15 protein-coding genes are annotated in these 17297 nt (G+C 45.7%); 9 read left to right on the top strand and 6 right to left on the bottom strand.

Annotated features, from left to right (window positions below; genetic code table 11):
- Positions 1-298: 298 nt before the first annotated feature.
- The 4 genes from RJ41_RS17175 to mutS all read right to left on the bottom strand — a co-directional run bounded on the left by RJ41_RS17175 (position 299) and on the right by mutS (position 6941).
- Entirely contained in the window at positions 299-1033 is a 735-nt protein-coding gene (locus RJ41_RS17175) for a hypothetical protein (protein WP_039223335.1), read from the bottom strand.
- A 147-nt stretch (positions 1034-1180) separates the two neighbouring features.
- Positions 1181-2473: a phosphopyruvate hydratase gene (gene eno / locus RJ41_RS17170; protein ID WP_014948502.1), complete on the bottom strand. Its 1293-nt coding sequence runs from the start codon at positions 2471-2473 to the stop codon at positions 1181-1183.
- Between the two features lie 58 nt (positions 2474-2531).
- Positions 2532-4163: a CTP synthase gene (locus RJ41_RS17165; RefSeq protein WP_014975824.1), complete on the bottom strand. Its 1632-nt coding sequence runs from the start codon at positions 4161-4163 to the stop codon at positions 2532-2534.
- A 156-nt stretch (positions 4164-4319) separates the two neighbouring features.
- Positions 4320-6941: a DNA mismatch repair protein MutS gene (gene mutS / locus RJ41_RS17160; protein WP_039223329.1), complete on the bottom strand. Its 2622-nt coding sequence runs from the start codon at positions 6939-6941 to the stop codon at positions 4320-4322.
- Positions 6942-7084: 143 nt separating this feature from the next.
- On the opposite strand from mutS, the gene RJ41_RS17155 reads away from it, so the two are divergent.
- The 4 genes from RJ41_RS17155 (at position 7085) to RJ41_RS17140 (ending at position 11110) form a co-directional block, all read left to right on the top strand.
- Complete coding sequence (locus tag RJ41_RS17155; RefSeq protein ID WP_039223327.1) at positions 7085-7624, top strand: CinA family protein; 540 nt, start codon at positions 7085-7087, stop codon at positions 7622-7624.
- Between the two features lie 120 nt (positions 7625-7744).
- On the top strand, positions 7745-8791 hold the full coding sequence (recA, locus tag RJ41_RS17150; protein ID WP_039223325.1) for a recombinase RecA: 1047 nt from the start codon (positions 7745-7747) through the stop codon (positions 8789-8791).
- A gap of 317 nt (positions 8792-9108) precedes the next feature.
- Complete coding sequence (locus tag RJ41_RS17145) at positions 9109-9930, top strand: ABC transporter ATP-binding protein (RefSeq protein WP_039223322.1); 822 nt, start codon at positions 9109-9111, stop codon at positions 9928-9930.
- Positions 9914-11110, top strand: coding sequence for an ABC transporter permease (locus RJ41_RS17140; protein WP_014997519.1), 1197 nt, complete (start codon positions 9914-9916; stop codon positions 11108-11110). The genes RJ41_RS17145 and RJ41_RS17140 overlap by 17 nt, the downstream gene beginning before the upstream one ends.
- A gap of 135 nt (positions 11111-11245) precedes the next feature.
- Here the strand turns inward: RJ41_RS17140 and RJ41_RS17135 are convergent, their stop codons facing one another.
- Positions 11246-11563 carry an EscU/YscU/HrcU family type III secretion system export apparatus switch protein gene (locus RJ41_RS17135; RefSeq protein ID WP_014948509.1) on the bottom strand — a complete coding sequence of 106 codons (318 nt, stop codon included), beginning with the start codon at positions 11561-11563 and terminating at the stop codon, positions 11246-11248.
- Positions 11564-11574: 11 nt separating this feature from the next.
- Positions 11575-14157, bottom strand: a complete 2583-nt coding sequence (locus RJ41_RS17130; protein ID WP_205622719.1) for a flagellar hook-length control protein FliK — start codon at positions 14155-14157, stop codon at positions 11575-11577.
- Between the two features lie 280 nt (positions 14158-14437).
- On the opposite strand from RJ41_RS17130, the gene ccmA reads away from it, so the two are divergent.
- The 5 genes from ccmA to ccmE all read left to right on the top strand — a co-directional run bounded on the left by ccmA (position 14438) and on the right by ccmE (position 17297).
- Entirely contained in the window at positions 14438-15061 is a 624-nt protein-coding gene (gene ccmA / locus RJ41_RS17125; protein ID WP_039223320.1) for a cytochrome c biogenesis heme-transporting ATPase CcmA, read from the top strand.
- On the top strand, positions 15061-15726 hold the full coding sequence (gene ccmB / locus RJ41_RS17120; RefSeq protein ID WP_039223319.1) for a heme exporter protein CcmB: 666 nt from the start codon (positions 15061-15063) through the stop codon (positions 15724-15726). The genes ccmA and ccmB overlap by 1 nt, the downstream gene beginning before the upstream one ends.
- Positions 15726-16517, top strand: coding sequence for a heme ABC transporter permease (locus tag RJ41_RS17115; RefSeq protein WP_039223318.1), 792 nt, complete (start codon positions 15726-15728; stop codon positions 16515-16517). The genes ccmB and RJ41_RS17115 overlap by 1 nt, the downstream gene beginning before the upstream one ends.
- Position 16518: 1 nt before the next feature.
- Positions 16519-16728, top strand: coding sequence for a heme exporter protein CcmD (gene ccmD, locus RJ41_RS17110; RefSeq protein ID WP_014975830.1), 210 nt, complete (start codon positions 16519-16521; stop codon positions 16726-16728).
- 74 nt (positions 16729-16802) lie between these two features.
- Positions 16803-17297, top strand: a complete 495-nt coding sequence (gene ccmE / locus RJ41_RS17105) for a cytochrome c maturation protein CcmE (protein ID WP_039223316.1) — start codon at positions 16803-16805, stop codon at positions 17295-17297.

The following is a 17297-nucleotide window of genomic DNA, read 5'->3' as shown; positions in this document are numbered from 1 at the left end:
TTTGCTGACCAAGTTGATAGCGACAATGTACCCATGTGGCATGAAGAGGTCAACCATTGTTTACAATAATGAGTATATTTTTCGTGTATAAATACTTTCTTTTAATTATTTAGGATATGTGTCCTAACGATCTTAGTCTGATAGCAACGTGACAGTAGCTGCAGTCATTTGTGAGGGGGTTAATTTACTATAGATGATGTTGGTTAGGATGTTTGTACTAAATTTGGCTGTGGAAGTGCAAAAGAGATTGTGGTTTTTTATGCGGATATACTGGTTTTTTATTCTTTTCGGGGCTTTGTTACCTATTAAGCAGCGTAAAGTTCTTCCAGTTGATTTGAGTCGATAAGCGCATTTCGCGAAGGGATAAGGCACGTGGTGAACGCTTGGATTTAAAGCTCCATGTGTGGCCACAGCATGCAGCGGTCATTATCGCCTTTGAAGGCCGTAGCAGTATTTTGTTTTGAACTGAAAGTGCCGTGGCCGCTTCCATTTCATCGCGTAGTGGAGTTGAAGAAATGCACTCCCCTGTATTGGCAAACCATCCATTTTTGTTCAGATGGAGCTGGGTATTGTCTTGGTTTACCATATCAATGGAATCAAGCTCAATGTGAGAACCTTCCATATTTAAAATTAAAACAGGTACAACAAGACCATACCTAGCGTTTTTCATATACCACGCTTCTCGCTTCTCTACATCGTCTAAATGATTAATGCCGGGGCACTTTGCAGATTGCTTGGCATACCAACTTCCATTATGTGTGTCTGTTTTTAGCGGGGATGGATTGTTTGCGATGCCATCACTAATCATATACCGAGCAATAGCTTTCACATGATAGGGAAGCCCGCCCATTCGACGCTTAAGCAGCGATAGGTTTTTTATCTCGCTATGAGCTAGAGAAACGATTTCTCTTTCATACAGAGCAGTACATATTTCATTGAATTGAGGGTGGCTTCCGCCAAGTTCACCAGCTTCACTGAAAAAGCCAACTTGGGAGTTGGGTATAGAGTGGGAAAGTTTGTCGCCTGAAGCCATCGGGATTATCAAATACCTGTCTAAAGTTATTTAACCCTAGCAAGATTAAGCGCTTGTTGCTACACGGTTTCATTAAACAATGCGAAAAAATAGACACAAAAAAAGCCGCTATAGAAAGCGGCTTTTCATCATAATCTCAGGCGTCAATTATTGACCTTTGATTTCGCTACGGCCTTTGTAAGTTGCAGCGTCACCTAGTGCTTCTTCAATACGAAGTAATTGGTTGTACTTAGCAACGCGGTCAGAACGGCATAGTGAACCCGTCTTGATTTGGCCCGCTGCTGTACCTACTGCAAGGTCAGCAATAGTGGCGTCTTCAGTTTCACCTGAACGGTGAGAGATAACCGCTGTGAAGCCCGCATCTTTCGCCATCTTAATAGCGTTAAGGGTTTCAGTTAGTGAACCGATTTGGTTGAACTTGATAAGGATTGAGTTACCAATACCGTTATCAATACCGCGCTTAAGAATTTTAGTGTTAGTTACAAACAAGTCGTCACCAACTAGCTGTACTTTGTCGCCAATCTTCTTAGTTAGGCTTGCCCAGCCGTCCCAGTCGCTTTCGTCCAGGCCGTCTTCAATAGATACAATTGGGTATTGTGAAGAAAGGTCAGCAAGGTAGTCGCCAAACGCTTCTGAATCGAAGCTCTTATCTTCACCAGATAGTACATATTTGCCTTCTTTATAGAATTCAGACGCCGCGCAGTCTAATGCAAGGGTGATGTCTTCATTCATTTTGTAGCCAGCGTTTTCAACGGCTTCTACGATTACTGCAAGCGCTTCAGCGTTTGAGCTAAGGTTAGGGGCAAAACCACCTTCGTCACCAACTGCTGTGTTAAGACCTTTAGCAGACAGTACTTTCTTAAGAGCGTGGAAGATTTCAGCACCCATACGTAGTGCTTCTTTAAAGCTCTTCGCGCCAACTGGCTGTACCATGAACTCTTGAATGTCTACGTTGTTATCAGCGTGCTCACCACCGTTGATGATGTTCATCATTGGTACTGGCATAGAGAATTGACCAGATGTACCGTTTAGGTCTGCAATGTGCTCGTAAAGTGCTACGCCTTTCTCTGCTGCCGCTGCTTTCGCTACTGCAAGTGAAACCGCTAGGATTGCGTTCGCACCAAGGGTTTCTTTGTTTTCTGTGCCATCAAGGTCAATCATGATGCCGTCGATATCAGCTTGCGCTAGTGCGTCTTTGCCGATAAGTGCAGGCGCGATAGTATCGTTAACTGCTGCAACTGCCTTTGTTACACCTTTACCTAGGTAACGAGACTTGTCGCCGTCGCGTAGCTCTAGTGCTTCGCGGCTACCAGTAGAGGCACCAGATGGTGCTGCAGCTCGGCCCATTACGCCTGATTCTAGGTATACATCTGCTTCTACGGTAGGGTTTCCGCGTGAATCTAAAATCTCGCGTCCGATAATGCGACTAATTTTCGCCATGTTTTTTCCTCAACAATTGATTGGGGCACAACGGGAGAGAGCGCCCCTTTATTAGAAATTAGTGATTTTCTTTCTGGTATTTGCCAGCCGCAGCTACAAAACCAGTAAATAATGGGTGTCCATCCCGAGGGGTTGAAGTGAACTCAGGGTGGAATTGGCCCGCAATGAACCATGGATGATCAGGGATTTCGACAACTTCTACAAGTCGCTTATCAGTGGACAAACCACTTACTTTTAAACCTGCAGCTTCAATTTGGTCACGCAAATTGTTATTGACTTCGTAACGATGGCGGTGACGTTCGTAAATTTCAGCACTGCCATACATTTCGTGTACTTTGGTGCCTTCAATAAGGTGACATAGCTGACTACCTAGACGCATGGTACCGCCAAGATCTGAGTTTTCTGTGCGAGTTTCAGTTGTTCCTGCAGCATCTAACCACTCAGTGATAAGGCCGACTACAGGGTAAGGGGTTTCAGAGTCGAACTCTGTGCTGTTCGCGTTTTCCATACCCGCAACATTGCGCGCGTACTCGATAAGTGCTACCTGCATACCCAGGCAAATACCAAGGTAAGGTACTTTGTTTTCGCGCGCATAACGTGCAGCGGCAATTTTGCCTTCAATGCCGCGTTCACCAAAGCCACCCGGTACTAGAATGGCATCCAGTTTTTCTAAAATCTGAGTACCTTTGCTTTCTACATCTTGTGAATCTACATAGTGGATGTTCACAGTCAGACGGTTTTTTAGGCCTGCGTGCTTCAGCGCTTCGTTAACTGACTTATAGGCGTCTGGTAACTCAACGTATTTACCAACCATACCGATGTTTACTTCGGCTGTTGGGTTAGACTCTGCATACAGCACTTGTTCCCATTCAGATAGATCTGCTTCTTTGCAGTCAAGGCCAAAACGGTCTACTACTAGCTGATCCATACCTTGTGCTTTAAGTGCCGCTGGAATGCGGTAGATACTGTCTACATCTTTCAGTGAAATAACGGCTTTGTCAGCAACATTAGTGAAAAGTGCAATTTTAGAACGCTCGCTGGCGGGCAACGCACCCACTGAGCGACATACTAAGATGTCTGGCTGAATACCAATCGAGCGAAGCTCTTTTACCGAGTGCTGCGTAGGCTTAGTTTTTACTTCGCCTGATGCTGGCATATAAGGTACTAGCGTTAAGTGCATGAACATTGCGCGTTCACGGCCTACTTCGGTACCTAGCTGACGAATAGCTTCTAAGAAAGGTTGTGACTCGATATCACCAACGGTTCCGCCCACTTCAACAATAGCTACATCGTGACCTTCAGCACCTTCAATTACGCGGCGCTTAATTTCATTGGTGATATGAGGGATAACCTGAATAGTTGCACCAAGGTAATCACCGCGACGCTCGCGCTTTAACACTTCTTCATATACACGGCCGGTAGTGAAGTTGTTGCGCTTGGTCATGCGGGTGCGAATAAAACGCTCATAGTGACCAAGATCAAGGTCGGTCTCAGCGCCGTCATCGGTAACAAATACTTCACCATGCTGGATAGGGCTCATAGTGCCCGGGTCGACATTGATGTAAGGGTCGAGTTTTAACATGGTTACGGTGAGACCGCGAGCTTCCAGAATTGCGGCCAACGATGCTGCAGCAATACCTTTACCTAGCGATGAAACTACACCACCGGTGACGAAAATATAATTTGTCATGCGAAACCTAGAACGTTTGGGTTGTATGGTAAATATAGGCTGAGTTTAGAACAAAACCAGCTACACTTTGGACGGGGCGATAGTATACGCAAATTCATGTGGGCAGACAATCAATTTGCCCACATGATGCGCAATTTATACGCGCCTAAGCTTGCTTTAAGACTGGCTCAGGCGCTTAAGTGTGTAGATAAGGTCTAGCGCTTGGCGCGGTGATAGCTCATCGGGTGACAAGTTTTCAAGGGCTTCTACTACCGGGTGCGGCTTATCAGGGAACAGCATTTCAGCTTGGCCTTTGGTATTTGATGTAGCTTTACCTGAACCGCTTGTCTTATTTCCACCTTTTACCGAGCTCTTCACTACAAAAGCCTCATCGTTGGCGTTCTCTGATCCATTTTCCGTGCTGGTCATAAGGTGTGATGATTCCAACACCGCAAGCTTCTGTTGCGCCGCTTTTATTACCGCCTTAGGTACGCCTGCAAGTTGGGCAACTTGTAAACCAAAGCTTTTGCTCGCCGCGCCTTCTGACACGGTATGCATGAAGCGTATGGTATCTTCAAACTCCATCGCGTCTAAGTGCACATTCACTACGCCACTTTGCGTTTCTGGAAGTTCAGTAAGTTCGAAATAATGCGTGGCAAAAAGCGTATAAGCATTTAGCTGTTTTGCCAAATAACTCGCGCATGCCCACGCCAGAGACAATCCATCATAGGTACTGGTGCCACGGCCTATTTCATCCATCAATACCAGCGAGTTTTCTGTGGCATTATTTAGAATGTTCGCCGTCTCTGTCATCTCAACCATAAAGGTAGAACGACCTGAGGCTAAGTCATCTGATGCGCCTATACGGGTAAAGATGCGATCAAGCTTTCCTATGTGGGCGTTTTCAGCAGGTACAAAGCTACCAATACAGGCTAGTAACGCAATCAGCGCTGTTTGGCGCATGTAAGTTGATTTACCGCCCATGTTCGGGCCAGTAATAATTAGCATGCGGCGCTCGGTATCTAGCTGTAGCGGGTTGGCAATGAAGGGGTCTTTCATTACATTCTCAACCACAGGGTGGCGGCCGGCATCATAAGTAAGCGCACATTCTTGACTCAAATGAGGTCGATACCAATCAAGTGACACGGCACGTTCAGCAAAACAGCACAGTACATCAAGCTTAGCAAGCGCAGAGGCTGTTTCAATTAACTTGTTAAGGTACGGAGCAAAATTGTCGAACAGTGCTTCATAAAGCTGCTTTTCAAGAGCAAGCGCAGCGCCCTGACTGCTTAGCACTTTATCTTCGTGCTCTTTCAGTTCTGGCGTTATATAACGTTCAGTGTTTTTAAGGGTTTGTCTTCGAATATATTCAGCAGGCGCTAATGCACTGTTCGCCCGGCTAATTTCAATAAAGAACCCGTGAACTTTGTTATAGCCCACTTTTAGCGTAGAAATGCCGGTGCGCTCGCGCTCACGCTGTTCCATAGCGTCTAAGTAGTCGGTAGCACCTTGTGATAGCTTGCGCAACTCATCAAGTTCGGCGTTATAGCCCTCGGCAATCACGCCGCCATCCCGTATTACCACTGGCGGGTTATCGATAATGGCGTCGTTTAACAGGGCTTGAAGCTCAGGGTAAGTGCCAATGGTTTCGCTGATACTTCTGATTTGCCCTGTGTCGAATCGAGCTAGGGCATCTTGTAAATCAGGCAGCGCATTAAAGGCATTTTTTAGGCGAGCAAAGTCTCGAGGCCTGGCTGAACGAAGGGCTAATCGCGCCATAATACGTTCTATATCACCAATGTGTTTTAACGCGGTGCGAATATCTTCAGGGTCATCATTAATAAACGTTTCAACAGCATCTAGGCGGCTGTGAAGTTCATGCTGGTCGGTTAAAGGCGAATGAATAACACGCTGTAACATGCGGCTACCCATGGCCGTAGTGGTGGTATCCATCACGCTAAACAGCGTATTTTCCTGTCCTCCCGACAAGTTATGAGTAAGTTCTAGGTTCCTGCGGGTGGCTGCATCAAGCTGTACGCGACTGTCTTGCTGTTCTGTTTGAATGCGGCGAATGTGAGGCAGAGCAGTGCGCTGGGTATCCTTTACATATTGTAAAACGCAGCCCGCTGCGCCTAAGCCTTTAGTGACGCCTTTTATTCCAAAGCCATCTAATGTTTTGGTTTCAAACTGTGCGTTTAATTGCTCTGTGGCGGTATCAATGTCGAATTCCCATTCAGGACGGCGTCTAAGTCCTTTGCGGTTTTCAACCAATGCTAAGCTTTCAAATCCTTCAGGATAGAGCAGTTCAGCTGGATTAATGCGCTGAATTTCAGCAAGTAAGCTTTCATCGCTGTCACATTCAAACACAACGAAACGCCCGCTTGTAACATCTAGGGTTGCCAGACCATAGTGCATACTGTGACCACAAACGGCGGCCAGAATATTGTCGCGACGTTCTTCTAACAGCGCTTCGTCAGTGACTGTACCAGGCGTAACAATACGTTGTACCGCGCGTTCAACAGGGCCTTTACTGGTGGCTGGGTCTCCAACCTGTTCGCAAATGGCTACTGACTCACCCATTTTCACTAAGCGTGACAGGTAGCTTTCTACCGCATGATAAGGCACACCCGCCATAGGAATAGGTTCACCACCCGATTTTCCTCTGGCTGTTAATGAGATATCCAGTAATTCAGCAGCTTTTTTGGCATCGTCGTAAAACAACTCATAAAAGTCGCCCATGCGATAAAACAGTAAAATATTCGGATGCTGCGCCTTAATAGTCAGGTATTGGCGCATCATAGGAGTATGTGATTCCAAAAAATGCCTCTGCGAATTTGTTGCTGGGTTTAATGCCTGTTGAGGGGAATAAATGATAAACTCACGCCCACTAAGATCAAGCGAAGATCTGATAAAGCACAACAGGTGTAATTAGGTATATCCAAATGAGCACAACATTTTCAACTGATTCGACAGCAAACGCCACCCCTTTAACGCTTGATAGCGCATTATCTGCGCAAGTTCAGGTGTTAGGCGACGCACTAAGGGAAAAAGGTTGGACTGTATCAAGCGCTGAGTCGTGTACAGGCGGTGGAGTCGCTTTTGCTTTTACCAGCGTAGCTGGCAGTTCTGATTGGTTTAACCAATCCTGGGTGACGTACTCAAACGACGCAAAGCAAAGCATACTGGGCGTAACAGAGCAGACGCTAAAAGAGTACGGCGCGGTGTCGAAGCAAACGGTGAAAGAAATGGCTGAAGGCGTGCGCCGTAATAGCGGTGCGCAACTTGTTGTAACGGTTAGTGGCATTGCCGGCCCTGGCGGTGGCAGCGAAGAAAAACCGGTGGGCACAGTGTGGTTTGGCTTTTTATGTGGGGAGCACGAAGCGCAAATCAAACAGGTGTTTAGCGGCAATCGCGACGAGGTTCGTCAACACGCTATTAGCTTTGCCATTACTCAGTTAATTAAAATGTTGAGTGAAAATTAAAAACACGGGTTGAAACTGTATGCTTGTACAGTATAGAATGTGATCATTATTTGGTAATTTCATACAAGACATGGAAAACACCAATGCAGAATTTAACCGCAAATCCTAGAGGATACATACGTGGACGATAACAAATCAAAAGCTTTAACCGCCGCAGTTGGCCAAATTGAAAAGCAATTTGGTAAAGGCGCAATCATGCGCTTAGGCGATAACCAGGCCATGGATATTGAAGCGATTTCTACTGGCTCACTTACCATTGATATCGCTCTAGGTATAGGCGGTTTGCCATGTGGACGTGTTGTTGAAATCTACGGACCAGAATCATCAGGTAAAACCACGCTAACACTTCAAGTTATTGCTGAAGCGCAGCGCAAAGGTAAAACCTGTGCTTTCGTTGATGCTGAACATGCCCTAGACCCTGTATACGCTGAGAAACTAGGCGTAAACATTGACGAGCTATTGGTATCTCAGCCTGATACTGGTGAGCAAGCGCTAGAAATTTGCGACATGCTAGTACGTTCAGGTGCGGTAGATGTTGTTATTGTTGACTCGGTAGCGGCGCTTACACCTAAAGCTGAAATTGAAGGTGACATGGGTGATTCTCACGTTGGTCTTCAGGCACGTCTAATGTCGCAAGCATTGCGTAAGCTAACTGCAAACATTAAGCGTTCAAATACACTGTGTATCTTCATTAACCAAATTCGTATGAAGATTGGTGTTATGTTTGGTAACCCAGAAACTACAACCGGTGGTAACGCGCTTAAGTTCTACTCTTCTGTTCGTCTAGACATTCGCCGAATTGGTGCAGTTAAAGAAGGCGACGAGGTAGTCGGTAACGAAACTCGCGTTAAGGTAGTGAAGAACAAAGTTGCACCTCCGTTTAAGCAAGCTGAATTTATGATCCGCTACGGTGAAGGTATCAGCAAAGAAGCTGAGCTTATCGACCTTGGTGTTAAGCAAAAGCTAGTTGATAAAGCGGGTGCTTGGTATAGCTACAAGGGCGACCGCATTGGTCAAGGTAAAGCGAACGTAATGAAGTTCTTGAAAGAGAACCCTGAGATCGCAAACGAGATTGAAACCAAGATCCGCCAAGAACTTTTGCTTTCTAAAACAATGAAAGCAGAGGAAGCGATACCTCAGCAAGAAGACGATGTGCTCCCTGAGTAAAATTAACGCTTAACTGCATACTAAGAACCCACCGCTAGGTGGGTTTTTTTATGGCTTCATCAAGGGGTATATTAAGAAATATTTACTAACACTTAATGTGTGGCTGAAACTTGTACAACAAATAAAAACAAGGAATGCTGTAATAAATTTTTGTAAATACAGACTACTAGGATGCAATGGCTATCGCAGCCTAAGCTGGTTAAGTACGCTAAAACAATTTTAAACAATTAAAACGGCATAATTTGCGGCTACAGCAAAGCAAGCCTACAGCAATAATGAACGGTGCTACTGTTCACACGTGAGAAGAGGGAAGGGAAATGATTGAAATATCAGGCCTTGCTAAGCGCTTTGAGGTGGAGAACCCGAAAAAGCTTAGCGAACAGGAAAAAAAGGACCCGCGACTAAAAGGACGCTATTTCCAATCGGTAAGAGATGTGTCGTTTACTTGCGAAAAAGGCCAAGTACTTGGGCTGTTAGGGCCAAATGGAGCAGGCAAAACAACCACACTTCGCATGCTTTCAACAGCACTAAAGCCTGATAGCGGGAAAGTTATTATTGGTGGTGAGGATGTGCTTTCTAACCCTAATATTGCACGTAAAAAAATTGGCTTTTTATCCAGCTCAACGGGCCTTTACGGTCGTTTGAGTGGCCGAGAGAATATTAGCTACTTCGGTGAGTTGCATGGTATTCCAAAAAATGTGATTAACGCGCGTATTGAAGAGTTAGCTGATTTACTCGATATGCAAACCTTCCTTGATAGACGAGCCGAGAATTTCTCATCAGGGATGAAGCAAAAAGTTTCTATTGCTCGCGCTGTTATACACGAGCCTGAACTAGTGGTACTTGATGAACCTACTACCGGCCTTGATATTATGGCAACCAGTACCGTGATGGAATTTATTCAACGCCTTAAAGATAAAGGTACCCCGGTTATTTTCTCTACTCACCATCTTGATGAGGTGCAAACCCTTTGTGACAAGGTGACCGTGATTAACCAAGGTGAAACGGTATTTAACGACTCGCTAGCTGCCTTTAGCGCTTTGTCTGGTAATGACGGGGCTGGCGGGCAAATGCATAAGAGCTTCCTAAAAACACTATCAATGGATTCTGCGGAGATGGGCAATGTGGTTAATCTTTAAAAAAGAATTCAAAGAGCTATTACGGGATAAGAAAACCATCATATTCATGATTGGTTTGCCGCTTTTGTTATTCCCAGCGATTTTTGGTGTCGCGTTCTTTTTCATGAGTTCAGCGGCGGATAAAGCGGAAAACAAAGTACTTAAATACGCGATAGTGGGTGAAGCTTACGCGCCTGCAATTGTGCAGTCTTTTAATGACGCATCTGATAAGTTCGAATCGGTTGCGATTGGCGATGAGACTGACTACGCCAAACTCATCAAAAACGAAACACTAGATTTTGTTTTGGTTATTCCCGAAACCTTTGATAGCGATGTTTTGCGTTCAGGTCAGCATAAGATTGAGCTTTATCTCAACGATGCTGGTCTTAATAAGGTGATGGGGCGTGTATCCGACATCATTGATGAATATACCGATGCTTTCCAGCAGACTGCCTTTGCGCAGCTTAATCTAGATGAAACTCAGCAAGAGGCCTTGCTAAAGCCAATCAAGATAGAAAAGCAAAATGTCGCCGACGATCGCGAAGTTTGGGGTGAACGCTTAGGCGGTATGCTGCCATATTTCATCTTCATCTTGTGCCTTCAAGGCGCCATGGCCCCAGCGGCTGACTTAGGTGCCGGTGAAAAAGAGCGGGGTACATTAGAAACGCTACTTATATCGCCGATGGACCGTCATAAGCTGGTACTGGGTAAATTCTTTACTATCGCTACTGCGGGGATAATTACTGCGCTTATTACCGTTTCTTCCATGGCTATATGGGGGCTGGTGTTATCGCAAGGCATGGCCGTTGAGTTTGTGGTTAAGATCATGTCGATGATTGGTCTTGTAGACTTCTTGCTGATCTTCTTAATGTTGGTGCCGGTAGTAGCAGTTTTCGCCGCTATCCTGCTATCACTTTCAATTTATGCTCGCTCGTTTAAAGAAGCGCAAAGCTATATGGGATCACTGATTATGGTGGTTATTTTCCCTGTAATTATAGCCATGATGCCGGGTGTAGAGCTTAAAGGTGGCTGGGTTTGGGTACCGCTGACTAACGTTGCCCTAGCGATGAAAGAGCTGTTCAAAGGTACCATGGACTACTTTGCGCTCTTTGGCATATTTACGTCTACCGCAGTGATTGCAACCGGATTGATTTTTTTCTGTATCCATTGGTTTAACAAAGAAAAGGTTCTGTTTAGATAACAAAGCTGCTTACCTAGCATTCTTGTAACAAGCCCGCTAAAAGCGGGCTTATTCTTTATGTCAGCAAGGTTTTTTATGTGGTGGACAAAATTGATACTCGAAGTGCAGGCTCAATACGCTTTAGTTTTGTGTTTACTACACTTCAAAGTCGATACGCTTGATAATTCCCTCCCAACCAGGAGGGATTTTTCCTTGAAGGACATAAGAATAGGCGAGTAACTCGGCAATCACATAATACAGCGATTCAGGGATATCTTGCCCCACATCAAGGGTAGCAAGGACTTCGCTTAAGTAAGGGTCTTCATGAATTAATATCCCGGTTTCTTCAGCCATGGCTATAATGGCTTCCGCCAAATCTCCGTAGCCTTTTGCTACCACTTTAGGTGCGTTTTTCTTATCGCCGCCGTCATATTTTAGGCCGATGGCGCGTTTTGTCTTTTGCGAATCAGTCATAAACGCTTTACCTAAACCCTAGTTTCAAAAATTTGATGAGGGCGCGAATTTAATGTGTCCGGTATGTGGCCTCGCTGGTAGCTGGTGTTTTCAACAACCAGGCCGAGGGCAGTAAGGCGTTTATGTAAATAGGGTAGGGTATCGCCAATACGCTTAAGTACTTCATCGTTGGATGCATATAAGTCTAAAGTAATGGTGCTTTTATCAATTTTTGATTTTGCCAACACTTGTCCGCTGTCACCAATATCCAGTTTCATCGTGATATTCCAAAGAGAACGCTGGCCTGCTGGTGCGTGCTTGTTGTTCTGCCCACCTTGCTCTCGTTTTATCAAGAGCTCTGGCGGACTGTGCTGCTGTGAAAGTGATGGCAAAATGTAATAAAAACTATCTTGTCCTTGAATACGGCTGTCCACATTAGCAATTTTGTTTTGCTGGTGGCTACTTAACAGTGTCTTAAGTTGAGAAAGCAGCTGTTGTCGGCCGTCTAGTTGGTTCATGTCTTGGCTAACGCGACTTGGTTGAGTCGTTACCCCCATATTCGCTAACGTTTTTGAAACGATAGAGTCAGGCGCATCTATTTGCGTTTTTAAGCCAGGCTGACGCTGCATGGCACGCCCCGCTAGTGCTAATTGAACTAAGGCGACCAGCCCTTGAACGAAGTTGGAAGCGTTTACGGGAGAGGTTAAGTTTATTGGTGTGGTAACTAACGCCTGTGTGGATATCAGCTGCTGCAAGCGTTGCGACAATCCTTGTTCATTCATATCGGGCGCTAGTTTTTTCGCGCCGTTTTTTAATTCGCCGACAGCGCCTACGTTCTCACCAGCTACACTTTCGTTTGTTTTTGAGCCGGCTAGACTGGTGGGGCTATCTGAAATCACAGATGACATCTCTGCGCCTTTACTTTGTGTAGCCGCAAGTTGCGCAGCGATATTACTCAGTAAGCTATTTGATAAGCCTTTGGCCTGTGTGCTTAATGCTTGCGCGAGAGAGGTAAATGACACAAGTGAAGGCTTACTTCCACTGTCTTTTCCTTGCATGCCAATAGTCTCGGATGACATGGTATCTTTTCCGTCAGTCAGAGAAGTTTTTGCCTTTGCTAGCAGTTGTTCACTGGAAGGCTTAGGCGGGCCGACAAACTCTCCATTAGATATTTTAACTTGCGAAGGTTTCGCGTTGAGTGCATCAAGACCTTTTAGGAGCTGCAAAATTTTATCGAAATGCTGGGCTCCATGTGCTTGAGTAGCGCCGCTGCCGGGCGGTAACTTTCCATTCTCAACAATAGCAACGAGTTGGCTTAATGCTTGGCTGGTACTGCCTGTTTGGCTCAGTAATACCCGAGAAAGTGTACTAATCGCGTTGTGTACGTCCGTTCCTTTAAGCGATGTGGGAGCCGCTGCTTTTAGGTTTGTAATGGATGAAGAGGCTTCGAGCGAGCGATTTCCCGTGACGGCATCGAGCCCTTTCGCCGTCACTTTTGGTAATTGTGAAAGGTTAAGTTTATTTACCTGCTCCAGATTCAAAGTTGGAGCTGAAAGGGAAGGGGCCTTGCTCTGCGGTAAACTTATTTGTAATAACGCACTTTGTTGCGCAGTGCGAATTGAGAGTTTGCTACCCATTAAGGTTAACGCAGAAAGCACTTTTAACGCGTTAGTGTCAGTACCTGAACTTTCTAACAGCGCGCTTAGGCGAGGCGGGTTGCTCAAGTTATGCTCTACGGCTATGCCACCTTGCGTAAGAGCGCTGGAAATAAGCTGTTGCTGTAAGTTGGTACTTACGTTTTTATGGGTTATAACGGCGAAGTTATTGTGGTTGGCCCTTGGAGTGGCGCTTTCATTGGAAAAACCTTGAGAGATTTGCAGCGCGATTCCACCGTTGCTAGCTCGGCTTAGTCCTATAACGACCTGCTGGCCGACCAGCTTTTGAAGCGCTGCTTTCGCCGTGCTATCCAGCTTTTCAGTGTTTATGTCTGTAAGAGCAACAACCTCGTTTTTAGCCGTAGTGAGCAAGAGCTGCCCGAAGCTTTCATTTTTTGTAGAAATAGAAAGTTGACCTTTCAGGGTAACGGCGGCGTTATTTGCAGCAAGCGCTTGTGCCACAGCTTTCAGTAATTCAGCTTTATCAGGCGCAGACAATGACGCGCCTTGTTGAGACAAACTTGTAGAAAGGAGTATTGCAGATTGAGCGCTTAACTGACTTTGAGAAGCATTTTGAACACTTTTCGTTTCTGGGTTTGAAATCTGGTCTGAAGTTTGGGGCAGAAGAGCAATTTGCGCATTATGAATAGCGTGTTTGGAGAGTTTAGCGCTAACTTCTGCGGGTAAGACAACGTTAAGTACTTGAGCTGCTGACGATATATTATTTGGTGTAACCGTTATCGAAAGCACTCGTTCAGGCAAGCGTTCAACTATCACTTTCGCCGCATTGTCTAAAGCGGTAGCCTGCGAAAGCGCAGCGTTGGCAATCACAGGCGTTGCTCCTCGACTAGATCCTTGAGTAGCGGCATCTGTAGACGATAAAGCGGCCGAGACAGGCGACGTCGGGCCAGTTGTTTGATTTAGAGCGGCTGCCAATAGAGATGATAGTGGTGTTGTCATAATTGAGATATCGGCAATGTCGCGCTTTTCCTTACTTATTTAAGTATAGCAAAGCTCTGTTTGGCAGTTTTGTTATTGACCAGTTGATAAGATGAAGCAAAAGAATTCATCCTTAAGGCGGAGGGATAACACTTACTCACGACGGATGGCTCTTAGGAAAAATACCTTTGTCATTGAAGTAAATCATATTTAATTGGAATTCGCGACTGCGAAAAAGCGTTCATGTGGTAGACTAGCGCCATTTTTTAGAACCTCTTTTTAAGGTTGGAGTAGCCAGGTAGTGTTAGAGGCGCGCGAATTAACCTGCAGCAAACGAGACAGAACCCTTTTTGAAGGGCTTTCACTGGTTGTCGAACCCGGTGAGTTGCTGTATTTACGCGGTCCTAACGGTGCAGGGAAAACCAGCTTGCTGCGCATTTTAACAGGACTGAGTTCGCCTGATTCAGGTGCAGTATTGTACAACGGCATGGACATTTCAGCGGACAAGACAGGTTATTACCAAGACCTTTTTTATCTTGGCCATAAAAGCGGAACTAACGGCAGTCTCTCTGCCCTAGACAATCTATCGTTCTGGCTAGCTCAACATAATGTATCGGTGCCTGTTAACACGCTTTTTGATGTATTAGAGAAAGTGGGATTAGTTGGACTTGAAGATGTGCCCGTAAGGTATTTATCGGCCGGTCAACAACGTCGCGTTGCACTATCGAGACTGTGGCTAAAGCCAGCAAAGGTGTGGATACTGGACGAACCGTTTACAGCGCTTGATGTGAAAGGGATTCACATGCTTGAAAAAAGTATGAAAGAGCACGTTGGTCGCGGCGGTCTCATCATTACTACTTCGCATCAACCACTGTCAGAACAGGCTGGGGAACACCGCGTATTTGACCTGGAGTACCGCTTTTAATGTCACTTTATCAAGGAATTTTTAAACGCGACATGCACATTGCGTTCAAGCAAAAAGCGGAATTGGTGCAACCTCTGATGTTTTTGCTAATGGTGGTGACCTTATTTCCCTTAGGCGTTAGTCCGTCTCCCGACACCCTTCAGCGCATTGGGCCAGGGGTAATATGGATTGCGGCAATTTTGTCATCGCTTATGGCGATGGAAAGGCTTTTTCGCGATGACTTTCAAGACGGGTCGTTAGAGCAGTACATGTTATCTGGTATGCCATTACCAGCGGTGAGTGCGGTAAAAGTGGTTACCCACTGGCTGGTTAGCTTTGTACCATTATTACTGTTGTCTCCGCTACTAGCCATGTTTTTGAATTTAACGGTCGATATGTATATCGCCCTTGTCTTAACTTTGTTATTGGGCACGCCATTACTGTCCTTAATTGGTGCCATCGCAGTAGGGCTTACCGTTGGATTGCAAAAAGGCGGAGTGCTGTTGGCACTGCTACTTATCCCTGTCTTTATTCCGTTACTGATATTTGCCACGTCGGCTGTGGATTCTGCCGCACTGCAATTACCTTATCATGCGCAACTTGCTATTATTGCCGCCATGCTTTTATTGGCTGCGGCATTGGCACCGTTTGCCATCGCATATTCTTTAAAAGTGAGTCAAAACTAATGTGGAAGTGGTTACATCCCTACGCAAAAACAGAGCGAGCCTATCAGCTTTGTTTAACTTTACAGCCTTGGTTTTGGGTTGGCGCTCTAGCGTGTTTAAGCGTAGGCACCGTGTGGGGGCTGGCCTTTGCGCCTCAAGATTATCAGCAGGGCGATTCATTTAGAATCATCTATATCCACGTACCTAGCGCCATTTTGTCTATGGGCACCTATGTGGCCATGGCGATTGCGGCCTTGGTGGGTATGGTTTGGCAGTGGCGCACCGCTTATATGAGCATGATTGCTATGGCGCCTATCGGCGCAGTAATGACGTTTATCGCTTTGTTCACCGGCGCCGCTTGGGGCAAGCCAATGTGGGGCGCTTGGTGGGTGTGGGATGCACGCCTGACGTCCGAGCTTATTCTGCTTTTCTTGTACATGGGCGTGATTGCGCTCTACGGTGCGTTTGAAGATAAGCAACAGGCGGGCAAAGCCGCAGGCGTAATGGCGCTTGTAGGTGTAGTAAATATCCCCATTATTCACTACTCGGTAGAGTGGTGGAATACGTTGCATCAAGGGGCGACTATCAGTAAATTCGACAACCCTTCAATTGCCCCTGAAATGCTGTGGCCGTTGTTAATTAACCTGCTGGGCTTCGCTTTTTTTATTGGGGCTGTGATCACTGTACGATTACGTAATGAGATTGTGCTTAGAGAAATGCACCGACCTTGGGTACAAGCGCTAGCAATGAATAAAGCATTAAATCAACAACCTGGTGATGCGGCTACTGCTAGTTTAAAAGAGGGCAGTTAAGATGCAGTTTGAATCCTTTGCCGATTTTTTAAATATGGGAGGCTATGCATTTTATGTATGGCTGTCGTTTGGCGTTACGTTCTTAGCAATGGGCATTATCGCTATTCAGAGTTTTAGTAAACATCGCGACCTTTTAAAGCAGGTAGTGGTGGAAAAAGAACGAAAAGCGCGTATTAAAAAAGCGCGACAGCAACAGCAAGACAACACCTAGTGTTAATGTGAAAAGTGAACTTAGCATTCATTCGCGTTTTTATTGTTTATTAGTTTTTTCGAAGTGAGAGTTGCATGAACCCGAGACGAAAGCAGCGACTAGCCGTAGTGGGAATTATCGGTTTTTTAATAGTAAGTGCAATTGGACTGATGCTTTACGCGCTTAACGACAGTATTGACCTTTTCTATACGCCAAGCGAAATCATTGAAGGTAAAAACGGCCAGAAACCGCAGGTTGGCCAGCGTCTTCGTATAGGCGGTATGGTAGTGCCTGGTAGTGTGAAAAGGGATCAAGAAAGCTTAGCCGTCAGCTTTGACCTTATCGATACTGGCCCAACGGTTACCGTGACTTATACCGGTATCCTTCCTGATTTATTCCGCGAAGGTCAGGGCATTGTAGCAACGGGTGTACTCACTGGCGCGAGCAACATTAAAGCGCAGGAAGTGCTGGCTAAGCACGATGAAGAATACATGCCGCCTGAGCTAGCTGAAAAAATGAAGGGCATTAAGCACGTTAAACCTGAAAATATGCCATCCTACGAGTCGACTACCGGCAGCGGAGGCAAGTAA

This window comes from Alteromonas marina (assembly GCF_000808575.1).
In the GTDB taxonomy this organism is placed as follows: domain Bacteria; phylum Pseudomonadota; class Gammaproteobacteria; order Enterobacterales; family Alteromonadaceae; genus Alteromonas; species Alteromonas marina_A.
Note: the sequence above shows the minus strand (reverse complement) of the source record. Positions and strands in the feature narration are given on the sequence as shown.

Coding starts and splice junctions, on each gene's coding strand:
- RJ41_RS17130 (WP_205622719.1), bottom strand. CDS start 14,157: ATGACAACACCACTATCATCTCTATTGGCAGCCGCTCTAAATCAAACA.
- mutS (WP_039223329.1), bottom strand. CDS start 6,941: ATGATGCGCCAATACCTGACTATTAAGGCGCAGCATCCGAATATTTTA.
- ccmD (WP_014975830.1), top strand. CDS start 16,519: ATGCAGTTTGAATCCTTTGCCGATTTTTTAAATATGGGAGGCTATGCA.
- RJ41_RS17165 (WP_014975824.1), bottom strand. CDS start 4,163: ATGACAAATTATATTTTCGTCACCGGTGGTGTAGTTTCATCGCTAGGT.
- RJ41_RS17135 (WP_014948509.1), bottom strand. CDS start 11,563: ATGACTGATTCGCAAAAGACAAAACGCGCCATCGGCCTAAAATATGAC.
- ccmE (WP_039223316.1), top strand. CDS start 16,803: ATGAACCCGAGACGAAAGCAGCGACTAGCCGTAGTGGGAATTATCGGT.
- RJ41_RS17140 (WP_014997519.1), top strand. CDS start 9,914: ATGTGGTTAATCTTTAAAAAAGAATTCAAAGAGCTATTACGGGATAAG.
- RJ41_RS17145 (WP_039223322.1), top strand. CDS start 9,109: ATGATTGAAATATCAGGCCTTGCTAAGCGCTTTGAGGTGGAGAACCCG.
- ccmB (WP_039223319.1), top strand. CDS start 15,061: ATGTCACTTTATCAAGGAATTTTTAAACGCGACATGCACATTGCGTTC.
- RJ41_RS17155 (WP_039223327.1), top strand. CDS start 7,085: ATGAGCACAACATTTTCAACTGATTCGACAGCAAACGCCACCCCTTTA.
- eno (WP_014948502.1), bottom strand. CDS start 2,473: ATGGCGAAAATTAGTCGCATTATCGGACGCGAGATTTTAGATTCACGC.
- RJ41_RS17115 (WP_039223318.1), top strand. CDS start 15,726: ATGTGGAAGTGGTTACATCCCTACGCAAAAACAGAGCGAGCCTATCAG.
- RJ41_RS17175 (WP_039223335.1), bottom strand. CDS start 1,033: ATGGCTTCAGGCGACAAACTTTCCCACTCTATACCCAACTCCCAAGTT.